This window comes from Cytobacillus pseudoceanisediminis (assembly GCF_023516215.1).
Taxonomy (GTDB): domain Bacteria; phylum Bacillota; class Bacilli; order Bacillales; family Cytobacillaceae; genus Cytobacillus; species Cytobacillus pseudoceanisediminis.
In genome coordinates this window covers 4493125-4514203 of sequence record NZ_CP097349.1, presented here as the reverse complement: position 1 = coordinate 4514203, position 21079 = coordinate 4493125, and the positions used below count along the sequence as shown (strand labels likewise).

At 44.8% G+C, this 21079-nt stretch carries 15 protein-coding genes and 2 pseudogenes; 4 read left to right on the top strand and 13 right to left on the bottom strand.

Features of this window, described 5'->3' with window-relative positions:
- Positions 1-91: 91 nt before the first annotated feature.
- The 4 genes from M5V91_RS24210 to M5V91_RS24195 all read left to right on the top strand — a co-directional run bounded on the left by M5V91_RS24210 (position 92) and on the right by M5V91_RS24195 (position 2083).
- The gene (locus tag M5V91_RS24210; RefSeq protein WP_251174250.1) at positions 92-421 is read left to right on the top strand and encodes a hypothetical protein; all 330 of its coding nucleotides are present in this window, start codon (positions 92-94) and stop codon (positions 419-421) included.
- A gap of 113 nt (positions 422-534) precedes the next feature.
- The gene (locus M5V91_RS24205) at positions 535-1500 is read left to right on the top strand and encodes a nuclease-related domain-containing protein (protein ID WP_251174251.1); all 966 of its coding nucleotides are present in this window, start codon (positions 535-537) and stop codon (positions 1498-1500) included.
- 63 nt (positions 1501-1563) lie between these two features.
- The gene (locus M5V91_RS24200; RefSeq protein ID WP_369425913.1) at positions 1564-1803 is read left to right on the top strand and encodes a CGCGG family putative rSAM-modified RiPP protein; all 240 of its coding nucleotides are present in this window, start codon (positions 1564-1566) and stop codon (positions 1801-1803) included.
- 4 nt (positions 1804-1807) lie between these two features.
- Positions 1808-2083 carry a hypothetical protein gene (locus M5V91_RS24195; RefSeq protein WP_019380720.1) on the top strand — a complete coding sequence of 92 codons (276 nt, stop codon included), beginning with the start codon at positions 1808-1810 and terminating at the stop codon, positions 2081-2083.
- A 504-nt stretch (positions 2084-2587) separates the two neighbouring features.
- Here the strand turns inward: M5V91_RS24195 and M5V91_RS24190 are convergent.
- From M5V91_RS24190 to M5V91_RS24130, 13 genes and pseudogenes are all read right to left on the bottom strand, one after another.
- A complete protein-coding gene (locus M5V91_RS24190; RefSeq protein ID WP_251174252.1) occupies positions 2588-4585 on the bottom strand; it encodes a HAMP domain-containing methyl-accepting chemotaxis protein in 1998 nt (665 codons plus the stop codon).
- Between the two features lie 20 nt (positions 4586-4605).
- Positions 4606-5574: a methyl-accepting chemotaxis protein gene (locus M5V91_RS24185; protein WP_284521538.1), complete on the bottom strand. Its 969-nt coding sequence runs from the start codon at positions 5572-5574 to the stop codon at positions 4606-4608.
- 142 nt (positions 5575-5716) lie between these two features.
- Entirely contained in the window at positions 5717-7174 is a 1458-nt protein-coding gene (locus M5V91_RS24180) for a CoA-acylating methylmalonate-semialdehyde dehydrogenase (RefSeq protein WP_009332113.1), read from the bottom strand.
- Positions 7175-7211: 37 nt separating this feature from the next.
- Positions 7212-8564, bottom strand: coding sequence for a GntP family permease (locus M5V91_RS24175; protein ID WP_251174253.1), 1353 nt, complete (start codon positions 8562-8564; stop codon positions 7212-7214).
- Between the two features lie 15 nt (positions 8565-8579).
- Positions 8580-9774 (bottom strand): annotated as a pseudogene (locus M5V91_RS24170) (iron-containing alcohol dehydrogenase).
- Between the two features lie 151 nt (positions 9775-9925).
- Complete coding sequence (locus tag M5V91_RS24165; protein ID WP_251174255.1) at positions 9926-11710, bottom strand: sigma-54-dependent Fis family transcriptional regulator; 1785 nt, start codon at positions 11708-11710, stop codon at positions 9926-9928.
- Between the two features lie 307 nt (positions 11711-12017).
- Positions 12018-13328 carry a GntP family permease gene (locus tag M5V91_RS24160; RefSeq protein WP_009332117.1) on the bottom strand — a complete coding sequence of 437 codons (1311 nt, stop codon included), beginning with the start codon at positions 13326-13328 and terminating at the stop codon, positions 12018-12020.
- 193 nt (positions 13329-13521) lie between these two features.
- A complete protein-coding gene (locus M5V91_RS24155) occupies positions 13522-14526 on the bottom strand; it encodes a LacI family DNA-binding transcriptional regulator (RefSeq protein ID WP_284521537.1) in 1005 nt (334 codons plus the stop codon).
- Positions 14527-14577: 51 nt separating this feature from the next.
- Positions 14578-15861 (bottom strand): histidinol dehydrogenase, encoded by a 1284-nt coding sequence (hisD, locus tag M5V91_RS24150; RefSeq protein ID WP_251174256.1) that lies wholly within the window; start codon positions 15859-15861, stop codon positions 14578-14580.
- A 56-nt stretch (positions 15862-15917) separates the two neighbouring features.
- Positions 15918-16679 (bottom strand): SDR family NAD(P)-dependent oxidoreductase, encoded by a 762-nt coding sequence (locus tag M5V91_RS24145; protein WP_251174257.1) that lies wholly within the window; start codon positions 16677-16679, stop codon positions 15918-15920.
- 12 nt (positions 16680-16691) lie between these two features.
- Positions 16692-17633 carry a 3-hydroxyacyl-CoA dehydrogenase family protein gene (locus M5V91_RS24140; RefSeq protein ID WP_251174258.1) on the bottom strand — a complete coding sequence of 314 codons (942 nt, stop codon included), beginning with the start codon at positions 17631-17633 and terminating at the stop codon, positions 16692-16694.
- Between the two features lie 439 nt (positions 17634-18072).
- A pseudogene (locus tag M5V91_RS24135) lies at positions 18073-19139 on the bottom strand (M42 family metallopeptidase).
- Positions 19140-19199: 60 nt separating this feature from the next.
- Positions 19200-20816: an ABC transporter substrate-binding protein gene (locus M5V91_RS24130; RefSeq protein ID WP_251174260.1), complete on the bottom strand. Its 1617-nt coding sequence runs from the start codon at positions 20814-20816 to the stop codon at positions 19200-19202.
- Between the last annotated feature and the right edge of the window lie 263 nt (positions 20817-21079).

Sequence of the window (21079 nt, the reverse complement as noted above, 5' to 3'; positions counted from 1 at the left end):
ATGCGGCTGTTCTATTTTAATGCCCATGTGATTCAACTCACATCATCAATTTTCCATGTATTGTAAGATATAACTGAAGAGAGATGCCATCATGGAAAAGAACTGGTCTGCTTCCCTGGAGCATGGTGAGTATGTAAATAACCTAGGGCTGCTGCTCAATAATGCTATGGCAGCTGTCAGCCAGACAGCAAAGCGATACTATGTCAATATTGTCACACCGGGTAAGCTGGAAAATCCAGATGACTACTTAACAGATGGCACTTCGGAAATAAAGTGGATGTGGAGGGTATGGGGTGGGACATGTGGACTTTGCAAATTAAGTGGGAAAGCTGCAAATAGCAAGGGTCGTTTTGCAAATAGCAGCCTACTTTCTGCTAATAAAATATTCGGGAAACAGCCATTGTCTAATACTTGCATATAGAGTTAGATAATTTGCAAATAGAGCACAAAAACCTGCAAATAAACTCCTATATAAAAAAATAAATTAAGATTACTATCGAAAATAACTTATTATCATAGAAAGGAGAGACATACTTGATTATTAAAAGCCTGAAAATCCCCGAAATTAACCTACAGCTTGAAGCGTTGTTAAGAAGAACGCCCGAACAGCATCCTGCGCGAGAAAAAATGACCTCAGATTATAAAATGAGAAGCGCTGGCTTTAAGGGAGAAGAAAGATTATTTTATTACTTAAGCTTTCTAGATCCTAAAAAATATTGGATTTTTCATAACCTGCGGCTATCAAGCGGAACACACTTCTTCCAGATCGATGCATTGCTGATAACTACGAACTACGCTCTCATTTTAGAAGTTAAAAATTGGACAGGAACTTTGATTTTCGACCCTCATTTTCAGCAGCTCCTCCGCATTCACAATGACAAAGAGGAAGGGTTTCACGACCCCATTTCACAAGCCCGACATCAGACGAATCAGTTTAGAACGTGGCTCAATTTTAATGGATTTCCCGGGATTCCTGTAGAATTCTTAGTTGTGATCAGCCATCCTTCCACCATTATTAAAACCGATAAAGATCCACTGAGTATATCTAACAAAGTTCTACACTCCCATCATCTTTTATACAGAATTAATGAGATTGAAAATAAGTACCCTCAAGAAAAAACTGACCCTAAAGAGATACGGAAGCTGTGCCGAACTTTGTTAAAAAAACATAATCCTTCACCATCCGAGATTCTCGAGCACTTCAATGTCTCAGCTGAGGAAGTTCTCACTGGTGTTAGCTGTCCTAAATGCACTTCCCTTCCGATGATTTTCCATTGGGGGAAATGGCACTGCCCAATGTGTATGTTTTCCTCCCCTCTGGCACATGAAGCGGCTATCCAAGACTACTTCCGGCTTATTAAGCCGTCAATTACCAACTGGGAATTCCGCTCATTTACCCATATACCCTCCCCCTATACGGCTTCAAGATTACTCTCCAGAATGAACCTTTCTTTTAAAAGAAATAAAAGACACCGAATTTATCAAAAATCCCCTGAATAGTGATTAACTGCACAAATATTTCTAATCAATTATTTTATAATCAGGCTGAATTGAGGTGCTAATATGGAACAGAACTGGTCTATTTCACTTGAGCATGGTAATTACGCTAGTGATTTGGAGCTTCTGATCAACGATGCGATGGCGGCAGTAAGCCAGACAGCTAAAGGATATTATGTCAATATAGTCACACCAGCTGAGTTAGGTAATCCCGATAACTATCTAACTGAAGCGCTGCTCATATACTTCGGAAATAAAGCAGACACTCAATTTATCGATCAATGCGGATGCGGGGGTATGTTTTGAGGGTATGGAAAAACAAGTGAGGGACCTGACGATTTTGTGCGATTATAAGAACAGGCATGTCATTTTGAATTATTATTATGAAGAGGGGCTTATTGATCGGGATGGTATCAGCTTTAATGAGATTTACGTCCACGAGGGGACGATATATTTTATCAAAAACAGAAAGCGGATCGTAACCATCAACTCGAAGAAGTATCGTAATATATTGATAGGCGAGGATTTTCAAAATTACTATATTATGCGGAGAGATAAAAATCGTCTTGATATCTATTTTCCTTAAACGGAGCTGCGAAAGCGCTGGATACGCTTTTGCAGCTTTTTTTAATTTGGGAGGAATATATCTATTTGCAAGAAGCCTGAATCTATTTGCGAGCTCCCAGTTCTTTTTCCAAAATCTAAGATTCTATTTGCAATTTGATCATCCTAGACTGACCCCCGATCTATTGCTGCTCGTCTATTTGCTTGTAGCAGCCTGGTATTTGTACTTTTCCCGTTCTATTTGCAGAATTTATCCTGCTATTTGCAGCATACTCCGGTTTATTTGCAGAATCCCCGGTTCTATTTGCAAATCAACTAAGCGAGCCGTTTCCCGTTCTTATGCAGTTCATCTATTTGCAGTATCCAGCTAACTATTTGTAAATTACCTATTCTATTTGCAGAATTTCCAGTTCTATTTGCAGGGTTAAGCATCTATTTGTATGTTTCCGTGCTCTTTTTGCAGGGTTCACATTCTGAACCTGCCGCCACATAAAAACAGACCCGCCAAACCGGCGGGTCCTTTAATTTAATTCACTTTAAACTTCTTAATAGAATCCAGCAGCTCCTCCGCCATCCCCGAAAGCGAAGCAGCAGATGCCGCAATTTCTTCCATGGACGCCAGCTGCTCTTCTGTAGCAGCGGATACGTCCTGGCTTTCAGCTGTGGTGACAGCAGCAATTTCTTCGATTGCGCTTACGAGTTCCACCACCTGGTCGGCACCTTCGGCCATGTCCTTGATGGATGAGGAAACTTCCGCGATCTGGCCCGAAACGGTGTCGGCAAATTGCTGGATGTGGCTGAAGGCATCTCCTGCATTGTTAACCAGGTCAATTCCTTTTTCCACTTCCGCTGTTCCCTTTTCCATTGAAGTGATGGCCTTGCTTGTGTCCGTTTGAATCGTTGAGATCAGTTCGCGGATGCTTTCCGTCGATTTGGATGATTGTTCCGCCAGCTTGCGGACTTCATCAGCTACAACGGCGAAGCCTCTCCCGTGCTCACCTGCCCTTGCTGCTTCAATCGCTGCGTTCAGTGCGAGCAGATTCGTCTGATCGGCAATTTCAGAAATGACATTGACAATCTGGCCAATTTCCTCTGATCGCTTCCCTAATGTATGAACAATTGAACCTAGTTCAGAGACTGTTAGGTTAATATTTTTCATCTGGTTTGTTGAAAGGTCGATCGCTTCATTTCCTTTTACAACCACTTCATTTGTTTCATTAGCTGTTTGGGCAACGACATTTGTGTTGAGCATGATTCTCTGAATGCGGCCGGACATCTCTTTTACGACAGAAGTGCTTTCTTTCACCTTTTCCGTCTGCTGCTCAGTAGCTGTTGCTACTTCCTGGATGGAGTTGGCCACCTGCTCTGTTGCCATGTTATTCTGTTCGGAGCTTGCCGTCAGCTGCTCCGATGATGAAGCAAGGTGAACCGCTTTTTCACCTACCTGGTTGATTAATTGCTGAAGGGAGGCGACCATCTTATTGAAGCTGATGCCCAGTTTGCTGATTTCATCGTTATTTTTAACCTCAAATTTCTGAGTCAGGTCTCCCTCGCTGACTTTATCAGTTGCTGCGATCAGCTGATTGAGCGGGCGTGTGATCGACCGGACAATAAAATAGGAAATAAGTGCACCTATAAGTACGAAAATGGCTATGAATATAATCGTCGACACTAAGATAGGCTGTACGGCTGATGTTACTTCTTCCAGATTCATTGTGCCAAGCACCTTCATGCCTGTCAGGCCATTGGTGGTAAAGTGCATTTCTTTCTTTTCGCCATCAAGAGTGTATTCTACCTGCCCTTTTTCCTTTTCCAGTACTTCCGGCAGCCAGCTTCCCTCTGCCTCTGTGCCTGGCTTCTCCTGAGGGTGCACTAAAAAGCTTCCCTCCGCACTTAAGATAGCGGGATAGCCTTCTTTCCCAATCTTAATGTTATTGGATAGTTCACTTAGAGCAGAGAGACTTAAGTCAATCCCGATAACACCGGAGCTGTCGCCGAGCTTTTGGGCTACTGTGATTAGGATATTTCCGCTTACAGCATCAACATATGGCTCTGTGATAAAGGCTTTTCCCTTTGCCTCCATGGCTCCCTGATACCAGGGGCGTGTGGTTGCATCAAAGTCAGCCGGCAAATCTGCACGCGGATAAATGACTAAATCTCCATTTTCAGAGCCTGCATAAATGGCAACTGCCTCCGGATTCAGCTCTTTATATTGACTAAAGGCTTTATTCGTCTCCTCTAATTCCTCCGCAGTGTAAAAATCCTTCTGTATCCGCTTTGAAAAATAATTCGTATCTTCCATTTTTGTTTTAATAAAGTCCATGATAAATTGGTCAAGGATTTTTACATTGTCATCCGCACTCATTTCAATCTGGCCTGTTATTTCTTCTTGAGCCTTTTGATAGGAAATGTATCCAATTGAAGTCGATGGAATTAATAGAATAATAATAAATGAGAGCAATAATTTCTTTCTAATAGTAAATGAAAACAGCGACCCTTTTTCTTTCTGTTTTTTCTTTTTCATAATTGACCCCTTTTGAAAACTTAGTAATTTACCGCCTTAACCTGCGAGATGGCACCTTCGAGCTTCTCGTCAACGACCCTTGCATCGTCAATATGCCTCTGGATCAGCTCGTTCACTTGATCAAAAACTGACTTCGTCTCCGAAATCTCAGCGGCCACCTCCTGGGAATATCCCTTCTGAGCGTTTATCATTTCAATTACTTCACTGACTTCTGTTTCAACCGTATGGATAAGGCTTGTGATTGAATCAATTTTGCTGGTTGTTTGACCGCTGAGGGACATGCCATCTTTAATTAATTCGGTGCTTGCGACTGTGGAGTTCAGTGTTGCTTCAATATCGTCCTGAATATTTTTCGTCAGGGAACTGATATTAGCCGTACTCGTCGCTGTGCTTTCAGCCAGTTTCCGGACCTCATCCGCAACGACAGCAAATCCTTTGCCCTGCTCGCCTGCGCGTGCCGCTTCGATGGATGCATTCAAAGCCAGGAGATTTGTTTGTTCCGCGATATCTTTTATGACCTGAACAATCATCTCAATTTCTTTTGACCTTTTGCTCAGCGCCTCCATCTTCTGTGAATTCACTTCTAATTGCTCACCCAGCTGCTTAATAAGCTGTTCAGACTTGCTCACGGATCCACGGCCTTCCTCCGAGCTTTTTACCATCTCTTTTGCAGACTGGATCAGATTTTCCCCCTTATCAGATAAAGTGAGGCTGTTTGTAAAAGTAGCTTCACTATGTCTTTTTACGTTTTCAAAACCGTCTTTAATTTTCAAAACCAAATCTCCCAGCATGTAATGCTGTCCATTAACAATCTCATGCTGGCTTACCGTATTCGTCAAATCTTCATTAAAAGAATGAATCAGTGTCTGATAATACTTTTCCCTGCGCTGAAATTCTTCTTCAGCAGCCTGAATGCTTGATTCCAATTCCCTCTTTTCTTCCTCCAGCCGCTTCAACTTTCCTTTTCCGAACATCATTGATCTCCCCATCTCATTTATACTCCTTTATTATATCGACAGAAAACGTGAAATTTTGTGACCTTTTGCACTCTTTTTTTAAAATATATGGGTCTATGTGATTAACAAAAAGAGGCACCTGCATTTCATTGCAGGTGCCTCATCTCTCTTATTTTTACCAGCGTGCAGTCAGCATCTTTCTCCTCGTATAGAATTCCACACCATCTGTTCCGTTGGCGTGAAGGTCTCCATAGAACGAATTCTTCCAGCCGGAGAATGGGAAGAAGGCCATTGGAGCCGGTACGCCGATGTTGACGCCGAGCATGCCTACTTCAATGTTTTCTCTGAAGTAGCGGACGCTGCTTCCATTTTGAGTAAACAGGCAGGCGCCATTACCAAAGTCGGATTTGTTGGTGAGCTCGATTGCTTCTTCCAGGCTCTTCACACGTACGATGGATAAAACTGGTGCGAAAATTTCTTCTTTCCAGATTTTCATGGATGGGTTTACATTGTCAAAGATCGTTGGTCCAATGAAATAGCCATTTTCGTGATATGCTTCGTCTTTGCGGCCATCTCGCACAAGAGAAGCTCCTTCTTTTTCGCCAATTTCAATATAATTGCTTGTGCGCTCCTTGTTTTCCTGGCGGATAACTGGTCCTAAGAAGACATCCTCATCCAATCCGTTTCCAATAGTCAGCTGGCTTGCCTGCTCATTCAATTTCTCAACAAGCTCGTCGGCAACAGAATCCACAGCTACTACTACAGAGCAGGCCATGCACCTTTCACCTGCTGACCCGTAAGCAGCAGCAATTATTTCTTTAACAGCTCCATCAAGGTCTGCATCAGGCATAACTATAGAGTGATTTTTCGCACCAGCAAGCGCCTGTACGCGTTTGCCGTTCGCTGTAGCTGACTTGTATATATACTCGGCAACAGGCTGGGAGCCAACGAAAGAAATAGCCGGTACATCCTTATGGTCGATCAGGCTGTTCACCACATCATGCGCACCATGGACGATATTGAATACCCCTGCCGGCAGACCTGCTTCTGTGAACAGCTCTGCCAGGCGGTTAGCCAGGATTGGCGTTCTTTCAGACGGCTTTAAGACGAATGTGTTTCCGCACGCAATCGCAAGCGGGAACATCCAGCAAGGTACCATCATCGGGAAGTTGAAAGGCGTGATGCCGCCGATGACCCCAACCGGGTAGCGGTACATGCCCGATTCTATATTCGTTGCAATGTCAGGAAGCTGCTTACCCATCATAAGAGATGGCGCGCCTGCAGCAAATTCCACACATTCAATTCCGCGCTGAACCTCACCGTATGCTTCTTTATAGTTCTTGCCGTTTTCCTGTGTAATCAGCTTTGCCAGCTCGTCCCAGTTATCTACTAAAAGCTGCTGATATTTAAATAGAATTCTAGCTCTTTTTGGCACCGGCGTTTTGCTCCAGGTTTTAAACGCTTCTTTGGCAGCCTGAACAGCTTTATCGACATCTTCGCGGGTTGAGATCGGAGTGCGTGCAAGCTCCTCGCCCGTTGCAGGGTTTGGCACCAATTCGAATTTATCCGTGTTTGCATCCACCCATTCGCCATTGATAAAGTTCTTTAATACCTTTGTTGTTGTCGCTGTCATGAGTAAAATCCCCTTTCAAAATTAGAAGTCTATTGTTTTAAAAAATTGAATATAAGATCACAGCCAGGAATAACACAGCCGTTGGCATTGCTGCACTCAGGATAAAAATTGGCCAGTAGGAACGCTTATGGGTTTCCCCGCATATTGCCCGGATCGTCGTAACGACATAGCCATTATGCGGAAGTGAATCCAGACCGCCCGAAGCAAGTGCTGAAATCCTGTGCATCGCCCCAGGATCGAGGCCTTGGGCCATATACATAGGCGCCAGAATCGGAAGGGCAATCCCCAAACCGCCTGAAGCCGAGCCTGTAATCCCGCAAATCAACGTAACGGCTATCGCCAGTCCCATTAAGGGAGGTCCAGGAATATTGACCAGAGCATCGACGAATGTATCAAAGGCAGCAACCTGGGCGGCAACACTTCCGAAGCCCACAACCGCACACGTATTAGCCGCAGCGACTAAAGCATCCTGGGCACCTTTTGCCAAAGCCTCCCAAAATCCAACCAGATATTTAATCATCAATACACATGCCAAAATGATCCCGCTCGTCAGGGAAATTAAAGCGGCCGCCGTTGACGAAGTAAAGTTGGCTGCTGTGTTTAATATGGCAATAACGGAAGCCAGCGGCAATATCGCCATCAATACATGCGGGAAGTCCTTCCCTGCAGGTGCAGCATCAGGCCTTTGCATGGACAGCTCCGTTTCCAGAGCAGCCGCCGACTCATTTGCAGCACCGGACTGCTGATTCGGCAAAGAAAATACCTCTCCATTTTGAACCGCTTTTTTCACCATTCGGCTTAGTAAAATACCGCCTGTTATCATTATGATTAATGCCATTAACACTCCAATGATTCCACCTGCAGTCGGCTTTGTTCCGAAAAACTCAGTTGGAATCAGGTTTTGGATTTCCGGCGAGCCCGGTGCTGTCATCGTAAACGAAATCGAACCGAAAACCAAAGCGGCCGGGATAAAGCGATGCGGCAGATTGGCCACTTTAAATAAGGAAACAGCGATTGGATACACTGCGAAGCCGACTACAAACAAGCTGACGCCGCCATATGTCATAATCGCCGCTGCGGCCACGACAGCAAATACAGCTCTCGATGGGCCCAGTGTATCCTTAACCCAATTCGCAATACTGTCAGCCGCCTTAGTTACCTGCATAATTTTTCCGAAAACTGCCCCAAGCAGGAAGATTAGAAACCATGAGTAAAAATAATTTGTAAAGCCCGTCATATAATGCTCTGTCAGGGCAGTCTCAAGGTTAAGTCCTCCTGAAACAGCAACCACAACGGCGCTGATGATGGCGGCAATAATTATATTTACGCCTTTCATTGTTAGATACATTAATAGAATCAGTGAAGCGATTAACCCCAGCATTCCAAGCATCTGATTGTCCCCCTGTTACACTTTTTCTGTTTCAGAGGAAAACTGATATTCATAGCAAACATGGTATAGCTCTTCCAGCTCGCTCTGAGTCGGGACTCTTGGATTGTTGCCAGGGCTGCCGCTGTCAATCGCATCAGTTGCCATTTTACTTATCGCAGCCTTAAACGCTTCTTCGTCAATTCCCCATCCTCTTAAGTTAGGAATATTTAATTTCAAACACAAATCCTTAACAGATTGAACAGCGATTTCAGCTGCTTCTTCTCTGGTAAGGCTTTCATTATCAGGCTGAAAAATTCGTCCGATATCTGCTAAGCGATCAATACATGCTTCCTGGCTGAATTCCAATACGGCCGGCAAGAGCATGGCATTCGAGATTCCATGCGGTACATGGAATAAAGCTCCAATGGGACGGCTCATTCCGTGCACAAGGCATACGGATGCGTTTGAGAACGCCATTCCAGCCTGGAGAGAACCAAGGCTCATCGCCTCACGGGCATCGACGTTTTCCCCTCATTGTAAGCGGTTAAAATATTTTCCACGATCAGTTTCATAGCTGATACCGCCATCGTATCGGTCATTGGATGTGCTTTTTTAGACAGATATGCTTCAATGGCATGGCTTAATGCATCCACCCCTGTTGCAGATGTAACATTCTTCGGAGAGGATATCGTGAGCAAAGGATCCACAATTGCTACACTCGGCATGAAGGCAGGCTGCTTAATCATCATTTTTACATCATTGAATGAGTTCGTAATGACTGTTACATCTGTTGCCTCTGAGCCTGTCCCGGCTGTCGTTGGAATGGCAATGTGAGGTACAGGCGCATTCTGTGCCAGTTTCCTTCCTCCCATATAATCGCCGATATAGCCGCCATTCGTTGCGAGAACGGCGATGGCTTTCGCCGTATCAATACAGCTGCCGCCTCCTACTGAGATGACCATGTCGCATTGCTCTTTTTGAAAAAGCGTCAATGCTTCTACTACATACTCATCAGTTGGTTCAGATGCTACCCCAAGGTATACCTCGCTTTTTACTCCGGCTTCCTGAAGAAGAGTTCTGCATTCGCTTACATAACCGAGCTGATCCATTATTTTGTCACTGATTATTAATGCTTTTTCCCTCTAAGCGCCGCTTCAGCACCAACTTTTTCGGAAGATCCCCTTCCATATAAGATCGCTTCCGGCACACGGAAAACTGCTGGTTTCTCCATTGAACATTCCACCCCTTTTGCTTCGTTACTACTATACTTGCAAGGAGTGTGCCAACTATGAAACCCAGTAAAGTCAGTGTTCTATTTCTGCCAAAGTGTAGCTGCTACACTACAACTGTAGATATCTTGTAGCGAAACCACTACACTACATTCACGTTATTCCATGCTTCTTCAGCTTTTGGTAGAGGGTCGTCCGATGTATCCCCAGTAAATCAGCAGCCTTCGATTTATTCCCGCCCGCCTTTCTTAAAGCATCAAGAATTAATTCCGATTCTCTTTGATTTCCCAGAAACCTGGCTTCCTCTATGGATCCGACAGCTAATGACGGTTCTTTCCCATCTTTAGTAATAGGTTCAGACCTTTTCAACATCTCAGGCAAATGGTGATAGTCAATGACCTTCCCATCCACCAGGGTAACCAGCTGCTCCACCGTATTGACCATCTCGCGAATATTTCCCCTCCATGGATGCCGTACAAATGCATTCACCGCTTCAGAGGTGAATATTTTTCCCGGTACCTGATACCTCTCACAAATTTCTCTCAGATAATGGATCAGCAGGACGGGGATATCCTTTTTCCGTTCACGCAGCGGCGGGATGTGAAGCTGGATAATGTTCAGCCTGTAGTATAGATCCTCCCGGAACTCCCCTGTTTCAATCATTTGCATTAGGTCACGGTTTGTCGCTGCGATTACTCTGACATTGATTCGATACTTCTTCACACCGCCGACACGTTCGGCTTCTTTTTCCTGCAGAACCCGCAGCAGTTTGGTCTGCATGACAAGCGGCATCTCCCCGATTTCATCGAGAAAAATAGTACCGTTGTCTGCCAGTTCGAATTTTCCGGGCTTGCCGCCCTTTTTCGCTCCGGTAAATGCACCTTCTTCATAGCCGAAGAGTTCGGATTCGAATAAGTGCTCTGGAATGGCCCCGCAGTTCACACTGATGAACGGCCCGGTCGAAAAGGGGCTGAGATGGTGGATGCTTTTTGCGAACATCTCTTTACCTGTCCCGCTCTCACCCGTTATCAGAACAGTTGCCGCAGTCCTTGCCGCCTTCCGTGCCAGCCGCTTTACATCTGAGATGCCTTCGCTTTTCCCAATGATCTGATCAATCGTAATCCGGCTATCGCTTTCCTTTTTCTTTGTGAAAAGATCCGGCTTAGCCGTTTGATTTTCCTGCAGCCTTTCATAGATTTTATAAACCTCCGAGACCCCTTCAAAAATCAGCATTCCTATCGCCCCGACAATCTTGCCTTCCTTCTTGAGCGGAATCCGGTGCACCACCATGTCATGCCCCTGGATGTTCTGGAGAACCCCGCGTTCGGCTATTCCGGTCTTTACCGTCTCATGAAGATGGGTGTTATCGATTACTTCTGTCACATGCCTGCCAATCGCATCCTCCCGGTTAACTCCGGTAAAACGGCTGTATGCTTCATTGAATTCCTGCAGGATGCCGTTTTGATCAACAACGGCTATCCCCTCATAGGCACTTTCCAAAATTGCGCCAAGAGCACCATCTGAATTTTGCTTTTGCCTCAGGTTATGCAGGTATTTGGAAAGCCCGTCAAGCATATCCCTGGTTGTCAGGATGCCAAGCAATTTGCCATTTTCACCTATGACAGGAAGCTGATCATATGGAAGCGACAAAATATCAAGGATCGAATCATCTGGCCGGACAGCTGCCAGATTCGATTTGGGGATACTGCCAATCAAAGTGTCCCCTGAGTTTCCCTGGGAAAAGTAGTTAAGCAGCTTTCTTGATGTAATCATACCGACTAACCCATTCTGCTCATCCAATACTGGCAGGCTTTCCAGATGAAGATCCACCATCATTTTTGCAGCTTCACCCAGTGTTTGCCCCGGCTGAATACAAAAAGGGCTGGGTGTCATCCAGTTTTTCACATAGAGAAGCTCATCAATATGTAATTGCGGCACAAAGGATTCCTCCTTCTATTATAATTTTCTAAATTATAGCACTCTTAAAACAAATAGAGAGGATAGGTCAATTGCGAACTGCGCAGGAGCGTAGCTTTCTGTGTTGCCGATTGTGAACTTTGCAAATAAAAGCGGGTAACCTGCAAATAAAGATGTTAATTTGCAAATAAACTGTTAGAACCTGCAAATAAATGGCCAATGCTGCAAATAAAGGTGGGATTTTTGCAAATAAACCACTGCACACAGCGGCTTTTTATAAAAAGAAAGACAGAGAGACTAAACCCCTCTGTCTTTCCGCTAAAGCCATTTAGAAAATCGAAAATAAAATGACCGCTAAAATCACACCAAGTATCGGAACAATTACTGTCAATGCACCAAATGCCGGATAGGCATCCTTATGCGATTCACCGCAGATGGCACGGATGGTTGTCACAACGTAGCCGCCATGCGGCAAGGAATCAATCGATCCGGATGATATCGCCACAACACGATGGAGTTCACTTGCATTGACACCCATATCCAGATAATGCGGGGCAAGCAGCGGCAATGCGATGGATTGGCCACCTGAAGCAGATCCGGTCAGACCTGCAATGACAGCAACAGCCAGAGCTCCGCCGATTAATGGGCTTCCCGGAATGCTTGTCATGGCATCAACTGCACTTGCAAAGGCAGGTGTTGCTTTAGCCACACCGCCAAAGCCTACAACCGCAGATGTATTGGCAATGGCAATCAATGCGCCAATCGTTCCTTCAGACACGGCTCCCCATACATTTGTAAAATACTTGCGGTTAAGAAAATAGGTTGCAAAGCAGCCGCTCAATAACGCGATAATAAGGGCTGACTGTGCCAATGAATCATGGAAGATAAATGAAATCACAAGGACGACCAAGAGCGGAATCATACTTAACATCGGGCTTGGCAGGTTTTCGCGGATCAACGCAGAATCCGTTTCTCTTGCCTCAAATTTTTCTCCATTGCGGATCGCTTTGTTAATCATTTTCTTCAGCCACCAGTATCCAAATGCCATCATAAAGACAGCAACAATAAAGCTGACTTCCCAGGCGGCATATGGGGAAGTTCCCAGGAATTCAATCGGAATCCAGTTCTGGATTTCCGGTGAACCCGCTGACGTCATGGTAAATGTAGTCGAACCGAAGGCAAGAGCTGCCGGTATGAACCTTCTTGGCAGGTTGGCTTCCTTAAATAGGCTCAAGGCCATTGGATAGACGGAAAATGCAACAACAAACAGACTTACACCGCCATATGTTAAGACCGCACAGGCAATGACAACAGCCAACGCTGCCCGTTTCATGCCAATCTTGTCGATAATCCATTTGGAAACACTATCTGCTGCTCCGCTATCCTCCATTAGTTTTCCAAAAATGGCACCGAATAAGAACATCAAATACCAGGATGTAATAAACCCGGCAAACCCGTTCATATAGTTGGTTAGAAAATTGACTTCACCCTCGCCTGCCAGCTGAGGAAAAATCGGTAATCCACTGAATATTGCAACAATAAATGCGGCAAGAGGGGCAGCAAGCAGCAGGTTCATCCCTCTCATCGTTAAATAGATGAGAAGCCCAATCCCCCCAAGCAATCCAATCATACTTAGCATAAGATCCTCCTATCAGAAAAGCGCAAGGCGCCCGCTTTCGGCGACAAGCATAAGACAAGCCGGCTGAAAGGTTGTTCTTTAACCTTTTGGACGGATTGGCTTATGACCTCGAGCCGATGGCGCCTGGAGCTAGACACTTATCGAACTTCAAAGATGTAAAATTGGTTTTACTAAAACCCCTGCCTTCTCTCCATCACCTTCTGTCCGCTACCGATCCTCTTTCCACCAAATGCCCTTCTATTCTTTGAATTTCAGGGGTGTCCATATCCCCGTTAATGTGCTCTAAAAGAAGGTTAATCGAATAATCGACCATTTCATCGACCGGCTGATGCCAGGTGGTTAATTCATAGGATGACCAATCCGACATAGCCACATTGTCAAAGCCTATGACCGAAATATCCTCAGGGATTCTGATACCCTGTTTCTTCAGATAATCCATTGCGCCAAAAGCGGATATATCATTTGCACAGAAGATGGCATCTATCTTTTTATCCTGCTCCAGCAGCTTTTCCGCTGCTGCAACTCCTCCTTCATACGAATAAAGGCCATTTTCGGTTAAAAAGGAAGAAATGCCGTGTTCCTTCAAAGCTTCCTGGAACCCATTTTTCCGATCCACTGTTGTTGATGTATTCATCGGTCCGGAGATAAAGGCGAGATTTTCATGTCCTTTTTCTATCAAGTAGTGCCCTATCCTTTTACCGGCAGCAAAGTTATCGCACACAACAGCACTGCTTAAGGAATCGTTCACATATCGGTTAAACAGGACGACCGAGATGCCATTGCGGGTAAACTTCTGCACAGTCGAAGAGGTCAAAAGCGCATCTGTGATGATGGCTCCCTCCACGCTGTACTCAATTAAATGGCTCACTTCATCCTCTTGGATTTCGTTATTCTGGGAGTTGATAAACATTACCTTGTACCCTTTTTCAGCCAGCCTGCTGTAGAACTTATCGAGGATTTCCGGATAAAAAGGGTTCTGGATATTCCGCATGACAATCCCTATGATGCGGGACTGATTCGTGATCAGGCCGCGGGCAATGGCATTCGGCTGATAGCCCAGCTGTTCAGCAGCCTCCAGAATAAGCTTTTTCTTTTTTGATGAGATACTTGAATTTTCACTAAAAGCCCTGGACACGCTCGATTGCGAAACGCCTGCCAGCCGAGCGACATCCATGGCTGTCACTTTTTTATTTTTCAACGCATGTTCCTCCTGCCTGAATCTAGACAGAGAAATTATAACAGATTTTGCTTACTTCACGAGGCTGCCATAGCGCTTCACACGAAGGTCAGCCTGTGCCTGATGTCCTTTAAAGCCTTCAAGGTCGCATAGACGGGATGCATATTCACCGATTTTTGCACTTGCTTCAGGCGTTGTTCTCTGGTATGTGCATGTTTTCAGGAACTTGCCAACCCATAGGCCGCCAGTGTAGCGTGCTGCCTTTTTGGTAGGAAGCGTGTGGTTTGTGCCAATGACTTTATCCCCGTAAGCAACATTCGTTTCCGGCCCAAGGAAAAGCGCTCCATAGTTGGTCATGTTTTCAAGGAAGTAGTTTGGATCCTCAGTTAATACCTCCACGTGCTCATAAGCCAATTTATCCGCTTCCACTACGGCTTCTTCCAGGCTGTCTACAAGAATGATAGAACCGTAATCTTTCCATGCCGCGCCTGCAACATCTGCTGTTGGAAGAGTCTCAAGCTGGCGTTCAATTTCTGCCACTGTTTCGTTTGCCAATTTCTCTGAAGTTGTAATGAGGCATGCCGGAGAGTTAGGTCCATGCTCAGCCTGTCCTAATAAATCCGTTGCAATTATTTCAGCATCGGATGTTTCATCTGCAATGACAAGAACCTCAGTTGGTCCTGCAAACAGGTCGATTCCCACTCTGCCATATAATTGACGCTTCGCTTCTGCAACAAATGCATTACCAGGGCCAACCAGCATATCAACCGGCTCGATTGTTTCCGTTCCGATTGCCATTGCACCCATCGCCTGGATTCCGCCAAGAAGGTAAATCTCGTCAGCGCCTGCAAGATGCATCGCGGCTACGGTTGCGGAAGGAATTTCTCCTTTAATCGGAGGTGTACATGCAATTACGCGCTTAACGCCTGCCACTTTCGCTGTCAAAACACTCATGTGGGAGGAAGCAACCATCGGGTAGCGTCCGCCGGGAATATAGCATCCTACACTGTTTACCGGAATGTTTTTATGGCCAAGGAACACGCCAGGCAATGTTTCTACTTCAATATCCTGTAATGCTGCTTTCTGGTGCTCGGCAAAATTGCGGATTTGCTCCTGAGCAAATTTGATGTCATTGATCGTTTGTTCAGGTACAGATGCCACAATCTCCTGAATTTGCTCATCACTTAATCTGAATTGTTCCGGTGACCATTTATCAAACTGCTCAGAAAGCTTGCGGACCTCTGAATCGCCGTTCTCTTCAATATTTTTAAGAACCGCGCTTACCGCTTCCCTTACTTTTACGTCTGCTTCCTGTACTTCTTGAACATTTTTCCCCTGTTTTAAGAAAGTTGCCATTTGATATCACTCCAAGTTATTTATTTTTGAATACGTATGCAAATATCTGTAAAAAATTAAATGGCTGTCCATCCGCCATCTACTTTTATCGTATCACCCGTAATAAACTTTGATAGATTGGAAGAAAGGAATAGTGTGGCTGCCGAAACATCACCTGCATCCGCAAGCTTTCCAAGCGGAATCCTGCTGTAGACTTCCTTTTCGAATTCCTTGTCTTCGAACATTTTTGAAGTCAGCTCCGTTTCAATAAAGGTCGGAGCCACTGCGTTCACATTAATCCCATGGGAGGCCCATTCCACCGCAAGTGCTTTCGTCAGCTGTACCATGCCGCCTTTGCTGGCACAATAAGCCGCCCGCTTGTAATAGCCGACAAAGGCCATCTGGGAAGCAATGTTGACAATTTTGCCGGATTGATTTGGGATCATATATTCGGCTGCTTTCTGGCTGCAGAAGAAAGCCGCTTTCAAATTGGTATCAAGCGTCAGATCCCAATCCTCTTCCGTCACTTCCATGGCAGGCTTGGCCCGGTTAATTCCCGCGTTATTGACCAGCACATCAAGAGAGCCCATATAATCTGCGGCCGCTTCTGTCATTCTTTGAATCTCTGAAACATTGTTTAAATCAGCGGAAACATAGAAGCTGCTGCGATTGAATTTTCTCAGTTCTTCGGTTGTCTGCTGCAGAGCCTCTTCATCTCTCCCCACGATCACAACCTTCGCTCCGTTTTTGGCAAAGGAAAGGGCAATATCCCTTCCGATTCCTTTGCTTCCGCCTGTGACAAGCACCGATTTATTCTCCAGATCGGGAAAGTTCTTCATACCATTCCTCCATCAGATTAATTGGATTCCCAGATCCTTTTTCAAAAAGCGGATCAGCTCTTCTTCCCTCTTCTGGTTGTATTGTTTGGAAAAATCCTCATCCCACTTGTAGTAGCCTTCACCCGATTTATCGCCGAGCTTCTGTTCTTCTACAAGCTTCTTTAAAATCGGCAGGGATTCCTCAGCACTGGATAAATGCTGGAACAGATAATCAGAGATGGCCGAGAAGACATCCAGTCCGCCCATATCGGCCGTCATCAGCGGGCCAGAAACCGGCAGCCTGCGTCCAATTCCGTAAGTAACTGCATCATCAATATCTTCTTTGCTCGCGATGCCTTCCTCCAGAAGATACTGGGCTTCGCGGAAGAGTGCATATTGAAGGCGATTGCCGACAAAACCGGGAATTTCCTTTTTCACTTCAATCGGCTTTTTCTTCATTTGCTTTAAAATCTGAAAAGATCTTTCCACAGCTTCATCGCCAGTCTTCTCACCCCGTACGACCTCTACGAGAGGAATCAGATGAGCCGGGTTCCAGAAGTGCGTCACCACTGTCCGTTCCGGATATACTGTCTCGGAGGCAATCTCCGTTGGACTGAGGCCGGAAGTATTGCTGGCCAGAATGACATCTGGAGCACAAAGAGCGTCAAGACGCTTAAATAAGTCAATCTTTAATTGAATGTTTTCCGGTACAGCTTCAATTACAAAAGTAGCATCTGTGACCGCTTCTTCAACAGATACGGTCATTTTAATATTTTCCTGAATTTGGGCAGCTTCCGAATCGGATAAAATACCGTTATTGAGCATAACCTCAAGCTTCTTCAGCATATTGGTCCAGCCCTGTTCCAGGTCGGCGTCACTAATGCCCTGCATTTTCACACTCAGTCCGGCCCAGGCCGCATTAAGCGCAATGGAATGGCCCATCGTGCCGCACCCAAGTACAGCTATTCTCTCCATTCGCTCACCAACTTTCTGAAATTTCTACTTTTTGAATACGTATTCAATATACTATGTAAGCGCTATAATTTCAAGTTAAAATACTAAATTATGAAATTGTTTTGTGCTTCTCTCATCCGGGAATGCAGTGTTTGCAGGGGTTTCCCCGGTCCAATCAAACGTTTGATTGATTTTAACAAAATGACTGAGAGATCAATCCCTGCCAGGCCGCTGCTTGGGGGACAGGTTGACTGTCCCCTTTCCCGTGAATGTGAACATTACTAATAGAAACGGGAAACCCGCAAATAGAATAGCTCATTTTGCAAATAGATTGCTTGAATCTGCATATAGAATGACCAAACCTGCATATAGAGGGGAGAATTCCGCAAATAGGCCGTTTCGCACGACTGCTTTTATAAAAAAGACAGAGAGCTTGATCCCCCTGTCTTCTCTTATATGATTATGTATCTAAAAACGTCTTTCCCTTCAGCTGATCCAATGTCACAACAAAGTCGTGCAGCAGTTTGTAGGAGTTCTCCATATCATCCAAGTCGACTACTTCTATAGGAGTATGAGTATAACGGGATGGGATTGATATAACACCCGTTGTGACGCCTTTATTGGTCATATGTATGGCTCCGGCATCAGTTCCAATTCCCATGAAGACTTCATGCTGATATGGAATATTCCCTTCTATCGCCACTTTTTCGAGGTGCTGCGTGACAAGCGGATGGGCAATCAGTGATTTATCAGCGATTTTGATGCAAGGGCCGCTGCCAAGGCTTCTCGTGCCTGTCATTAGGACATCAAATGTGTCGCTGGTTGGGGTTGTATCAAGTGCCAGCGCAAAGTCAGGATCTACGGCAGCAGATACAACGGAAGCCCCTCTCAATCCTACTTCCTCCTGAACCGTAAATGCCCCGTAGATGTCGCCATGCTGTGTCCCATTTCTTCCGATGTTTTGAAGTAAGCGGATCAGTAGTGCGCAGCCTGCCCGGTCGTCCAAGGCTTTGCCAATAACACGGTTATTTCCTATTTTTTGAACTCTGTGCCATAGCTGATGGGCTGTCCAACCTTTATTCCCATTTCCGCGGCTTCTTCTGCTGTGCGGGCTCCAATATCAATATAAAGATCACGGTGGCTGGAAATGCGTTTTGGATCATCCCATTTCACATAGTGGGCTGAAATGGTTCCGATCACTCCATCCACAGTGCCATTTTCAGAACGGATCTTAATTGGCAATGATAAAAGGATCCGGTCATCGAATCCGCCTAGTTTTTCAAATCGGATTAACCCATTGTCTTCAATCTTTTTTACAATAAATCCAATTTCATCGGTGTGAGCTGCAATGACTAAAGAAGGGAAATCCGCGCTGTTCCCTTTCTTTTTCACAATCAGGTTTCCTACCGGATCGACGTGGTATTCATCTACATAATCCTTCACTTCATTTAAGATAAATCTTTGAACATCCTGTTCAAAACCGCTGGAACCCACAATATCACACAGGCCTTTCAATAATTCATACACAGTGAAACCCTCCCATTAATTTGAAAAGAAATCCCCCGCGTTTGCAGGGGCTTCTTGCTGTTAATTCGTCAGGTAAACCTTCGTAAAATCATCATCCTCCATTGGGTGTGCAGTGAATCCCTGGACATAGCCTGCCATTGCGATTGGCGGTGTTGTATGTGCAAGAGTCACCCATGGGGCATCCTTGTGGAAAATTTCCTGAGCCTGCTCGTAAAGCTTTGCACGTTCGTCCTGATCAAATGTTACACGGGCATCCTGCAAAAGCTTCGTGAATTCTTCGTTTTCATAGAACGCACGGTTGCTGGCAGGTTTAGCAGTATTCGTTGCACTCAGGTTCGGGAAAAGGAAGTTATCCGGATCGGCCATAACGCCTGTCCAGCCGTATAATCCCATTGGGTGTTCCCCGTTTCCTGACTTTTGAAGGTACGTTGCCCATTCATAGGTAACGATTTCTGTTTCAATGCCGATTTTCTTCAGGTCTGCCTGAATAGCTTCTGCCACCTTCATTGGCTGCGGCATATATGGTCTTGGATTGCTCATTGCCCAAAGCTGGGTTTTGAATCCATCTGGATATCCTGCTTCTGCCAATAGTTTTTTCGCTTCTTCCACATTGAATTTGTAGTCTTCAATGCTGTCATTATAGCCCCACAGCACAGATGGGAATGGATTTTTTGCTACCTCTGCATAACCATTATAGAAAGCATCCACAATGGCTTGTTTATCAATTGCCATATTGACCGCCTGACGTACTTTTACATCATCGAAAGGTGCCATTTGCGTATTGAGAACCATGTAGCCAATGTTAAAGCTTGGGCGCTTTACAAGACTAAGCTGTGAATCGGCTTCTATAGTTGTTGCATCATCGGGGTTTAAGCCATCGATGATATCTACTTCACCAGCTTGAAGTGCAGTCAGGCGTGAAGAATTCTCAGGGATAACCCTGAAGATCAGCTCATCAAGATATGGCCCTTCACCTGCATAATTTTCATTTTTCTTCAGCACTATTTTGTCATTGTGCTTCCAGCTATCAAATACGAAAGGACCTGTTCCTACTGGATTTTCTGAGAACTTGTCACCGTGCTTTTCAATCGCGGCCGGACTGGCAATTCCAAACATAGGAATAGCTAAGTAGCTGATAAACGGAGCTGTCTTTTCAGTTAATTTAAACTCAACTGTGGATTCATCCACTGCTTTTACATACTCGATTTTATGGTTTGGATCGCCTTTAAAGCCCCCATATAAGAACGGATAGTATGGAAAATCCCCTTTATGGTAGGGGTTTTCGGGATCCATCCATCGGTCGAAATTAAACACGACTGCATCTGCATTAAAATCTGTTCCATCCTGGAACTTAATGCCCTTTTTAAGGGTAATGGTCCAGGTCATTCCATCATCAGAGACTTTGTAAGACTCCGCTAATCCTGGCTGGACTTCAAGATTTTCGTCATATACAAACAAGGTTTCAAAGATATTGCTTGTTACACGGATGGACTCTCCATCTGTTACATTGATTGGGTCCAGCCCAATAGCGTCAGCACCCCGGGCATAAATTAATGAACCTCCCTCTTTTGGTTCACTGCTGTTGCCTGATGCTTCTTCACCGCCTCCGGAACATGCTGAAAGCAGCAATGAAAGAATCAGTAAAATGCTTAATGCTAGTGAAGATTTGCCTTTCATCGTTATTTTCCCCCTTGTGTTTTTTATGTAAGCGGAGCTGAAAAATCAGATGCCGCTATTTCCAATAGCAAAAGATGACTGACTAAATTTTATATATTTTGATTTTTCATATTTTTAATAAAAATTAGTATATCTTAGATTAACGAAATATTCTACTATATTTTCAGAGTCGAAATATATAGTATCGGGATTTATCCTTTGTTACTCTATTTGTAAACGTTTACATTCAATTCCTGTGTTTTATAATAATTTTTTTTACATTT

What these genes read in the sequence shown, in the direction of transcription:
- M5V91_RS24210 (WP_251174250.1), top strand. Translation starts at nt 92, where the DNA reads ATGGAAAAGAACTGGTCTGCTTCCCTGGAGCATGGTGAGTATGTAAAT.
- M5V91_RS24200 (WP_369425913.1), top strand. Translation starts at nt 1,564, where the DNA reads ATGGAACAGAACTGGTCTATTTCACTTGAGCATGGTAATTACGCTAGT.
- M5V91_RS24195 (WP_019380720.1), top strand. Translation starts at nt 1,808, where the DNA reads ATGGAAAAACAAGTGAGGGACCTGACGATTTTGTGCGATTATAAGAAC.
- M5V91_RS24190 (WP_251174252.1), bottom strand. Translation starts at nt 4,585, where the DNA reads ATGAAAAAGAAAAAACAGAAAGAAAAAGGGTCGCTGTTTTCATTTACT.
- M5V91_RS24185 (WP_284521538.1), bottom strand. Translation starts at nt 5,574, where the DNA reads ATGGGGAGATCAATGATGTTCGGAAAAGGAAAGTTGAAGCGGCTGGAG.
- M5V91_RS24180 (WP_009332113.1), bottom strand. Translation starts at nt 7,174, where the DNA reads ATGACAGCGACAACAACAAAGGTATTAAAGAACTTTATCAATGGCGAA.
- M5V91_RS24175 (WP_251174253.1), bottom strand. Translation starts at nt 8,564, where the DNA reads ATGCTTGGAATGCTGGGGTTAATCGCTTCACTGATTCTATTAATGTAT.
- M5V91_RS24160 (WP_009332117.1), bottom strand. Translation starts at nt 13,328, where the DNA reads ATGCTAAGTATGATTGGATTGCTTGGGGGGATTGGGCTTCTCATCTAT.
- hisD (WP_251174256.1), bottom strand. Translation starts at nt 15,861, where the DNA reads ATGGCAACTTTCTTAAAACAGGGGAAAAATGTTCAAGAAGTACAGGAA.
- M5V91_RS24145 (WP_251174257.1), bottom strand. Translation starts at nt 16,679, where the DNA reads ATGAAGAACTTTCCCGATCTGGAGAATAAATCGGTGCTTGTCACAGGC.
- M5V91_RS24140 (WP_251174258.1), bottom strand. Translation starts at nt 17,633, where the DNA reads ATGGAGAGAATAGCTGTACTTGGGTGCGGCACGATGGGCCATTCCATT.
- M5V91_RS24130 (WP_251174260.1), bottom strand. Translation starts at nt 20,816, where the DNA reads ATGAAAGGCAAATCTTCACTAGCATTAAGCATTTTACTGATTCTTTCA.